Raw genomic sequence first — 1,853 nt, 5'->3', positions numbered from 1 at the left:
ACCCCGTGCCTGGCGAAGCGAAGCGAGCCAGAGGGGTCGGATGCGCCGACTCGGCAGTAAGACTCAGAGATACAACCCAGTAGATTCGTCGGCGATCCGCTCGGCCGCGACGGCGTGCACGTCGCGCTCACGCATCAGGACGTAGACCTCACCGGCGACCTCGACCTCCGGCTTGTCGTCGGCGTCGAAGAGGACCCGGTCACCGATCTCGACGGCGCGCGCGTGCGGACCGACCGCGACCACCCGCGACCAGGTGAGCCGTCGGGCCCCGCCCATGGCGGCCGTTGCCGGGATGACGATGCCGCCGGAGGAGCGGCGCTCACCAGCGTCGGCCCCGACCTCGACCAGCACCCGGTCGTGGAGCATCTTGATGGGGGTCTTGTCGGTCACGTCCGTCTTGCCTTGCCGGTGGAGGGGTCAGTTGACCTTGGTGATCTTACGCAGCGTCGCCATGAGCAGGACGGTGCCCACCACTCCGCCGACGGTCTTGGCGATGTTGCCCATCCTCGGCTCGCCGGAGATCGGGTTGACGTAGACCGCCTTGACGGCCGCCACCTGGCGCTGGACGATCGTCTTCGGGCTGCCCCGGTAGATCAGCTCGTCGATGGTGCCTGCGAGCCGCTCGCGGATCTCTTCGATCTCGGACTCGAGCGAGGAAGTCTGGTCCTTGGACATGCCCAGACCTTAGCAACCGGCGTGCGTCCACAGCGCGCGCCACCGCTGCGGTTCGCCTGGGAATGTTCGCTAGGTTGGCACCATGACGCGTCTCGAGCCGGGCGATGTTGCCCCCGACTTCACTCTTCCCGACGACACCGGGGCGGAGGTCTCGCTCAGCAGCCTCCGCGGCCGCAAGGTGATCGTCTACTTCTACCCCGCCGCGATGACCCCCGGCTGCACGAAGCAGGCCTGCGACTTCACCGACTCGATCGACTCGCTGAAGGCCGCCGGCTACGAGGTCATCGGGATCTCGAAGGACAAGCCCGCCAAGCTCGCCAAGTTCCGCGAGCGTGACGGTCTCACCATCACCCTGGCCTCCGACGAGGACCTCGCCGTGCACCAGGCGTACGGCGCCTACGGCGAGAAGAAGCTCTACGGCAAGGTCGTCGAGGGCGTGATCCGCTCGACCTTCGTGGTCGACGAGGACGGCAAGATCGAGGTCGCGCAGTACAACGTCAAGGCGACCGGTCACGTCGCCAAGCTCCGCCGCGACCTCAACCTGGTGGGGTAGGCCTACTGCTGGTCGTCGGGCTTCTGGAAGTCTGGCGGAGGAGGTACGTCCCCCGGGATCTCCTTGGGAGGCTCGACGACCACGGGGCCGGTGCCGGCGCTCCACTTGGCACCGGTCTCCTTCAGCCACTCGCCCGCCTGGGCGGCGACCTCAGTGGCGGCGGCGCCGACCTGGAGCAGACCGGAGATCGCCTGGTTGCGCGGCGAGTCGGCGTCGGGAGCCGACGCCATCTCGGCCCGCTTGGCCTCGATCTGCGCCTTGAACTCGCCGGCCTTCTCGATGGTCTTCTCGCCGCCGGTGACAAGGTGAGGTGCCGACTTCACCTTGGCGTCCTCGACGGCGGGCTTGGCGCCTTCGACGCCCTTCTGGACGCCATCGCGCCAGTTGGACGCGTTGTCCTTGAACGACATGACTTCATCCCTCTCTGGATGGGGTGTTGTGCTTCCATCCTTGAGGGTCAGGTACCCGATGTCCATGGGGATCGCCCCTGGGCTGCCCCGGGTCGAACCCGGACGCTGAGTGCCGAAGGCGGGACTTGAACCCGCACGCCCTGGAGCACAGGAACCTAAATCCTGCGTGTCTGCCAATTCCACCACTTCGGCCGAGCGGCGATCAGTCTAGAGAC

At 67.1% G+C, this 1,853-nt stretch carries 4 protein-coding genes and 1 tRNA gene; 1 reads left to right on the top strand and 4 read right to left on the bottom strand.

Going from position 1 to position 1,853, the window contains the following annotated elements:
- Positions 1-63: 63 nt before the first annotated feature.
- Together ACFVJS_RS27825 and ACFVJS_RS27820 are read right to left on the bottom strand one after the other, a co-directional pair.
- Positions 64-366: a co-chaperone GroES gene (locus ACFVJS_RS27825; protein ID WP_165111918.1), complete on the bottom strand. Its 303-nt coding sequence runs from the start codon at positions 364-366 to the stop codon at positions 64-66.
- 51 nt (positions 367-417) lie between these two features.
- The gene (locus tag ACFVJS_RS27820) at positions 418-675 is read right to left on the bottom strand and encodes a DUF3618 domain-containing protein (protein WP_378886778.1); all 258 of its coding nucleotides are present in this window, start codon (positions 673-675) and stop codon (positions 418-420) included.
- 82 nt (positions 676-757) lie between these two features.
- On the opposite strand from ACFVJS_RS27820, the gene bcp reads away from it, so the two are divergent.
- The gene (bcp, locus tag ACFVJS_RS27815) at positions 758-1,228 is read left to right on the top strand and encodes a thioredoxin-dependent thiol peroxidase (protein WP_378886777.1); all 471 of its coding nucleotides are present in this window, start codon (positions 758-760) and stop codon (positions 1,226-1,228) included.
- A 2-nt stretch (positions 1,229-1,230) separates the two neighbouring features.
- On the opposite strand, the gene ACFVJS_RS27810 is transcribed toward bcp, so the two are convergent.
- Together ACFVJS_RS27810 and ACFVJS_RS27805 are read right to left on the bottom strand one after the other, a co-directional pair.
- Entirely contained in the window at positions 1,231-1,638 is a 408-nt protein-coding gene (locus ACFVJS_RS27810) for a hypothetical protein (RefSeq protein WP_378886776.1), read from the bottom strand.
- 110 nt (positions 1,639-1,748) lie between these two features.
- A tRNA-Leu gene (locus tag ACFVJS_RS27805) sits at positions 1,749-1,830 on the bottom strand.
- Positions 1,831-1,853: the final 23 nt, after the last annotated feature.

The organism is Nocardioides sp. NPDC057772 (genome assembly GCF_042798075.1).
Taxonomy (GTDB): domain Bacteria; phylum Actinomycetota; class Actinomycetes; order Propionibacteriales; family Nocardioidaceae; genus Nocardioides.
The sequence above is the reverse complement of the archived record's forward strand: the minus strand, read 5'-3'. Positions and strand labels throughout refer to the sequence as shown.

What these genes read in the sequence shown, in the direction of transcription:
- ACFVJS_RS27825 (WP_165111918.1), bottom strand. Translation starts at nt 366, where the DNA reads ATGCTCCACGACCGGGTGCTGGTCGAGGTCGGGGCCGACGCTGGTGAG.
- ACFVJS_RS27820 (WP_378886778.1), bottom strand. Translation starts at nt 675, where the DNA reads ATGTCCAAGGACCAGACTTCCTCGCTCGAGTCCGAGATCGAAGAGATC.
- bcp (WP_378886777.1), top strand. Translation starts at nt 758, where the DNA reads ATGACGCGTCTCGAGCCGGGCGATGTTGCCCCCGACTTCACTCTTCCC.
- ACFVJS_RS27810 (WP_378886776.1), bottom strand. Translation starts at nt 1,638, where the DNA reads ATGTCGTTCAAGGACAACGCGTCCAACTGGCGCGATGGCGTCCAGAAG.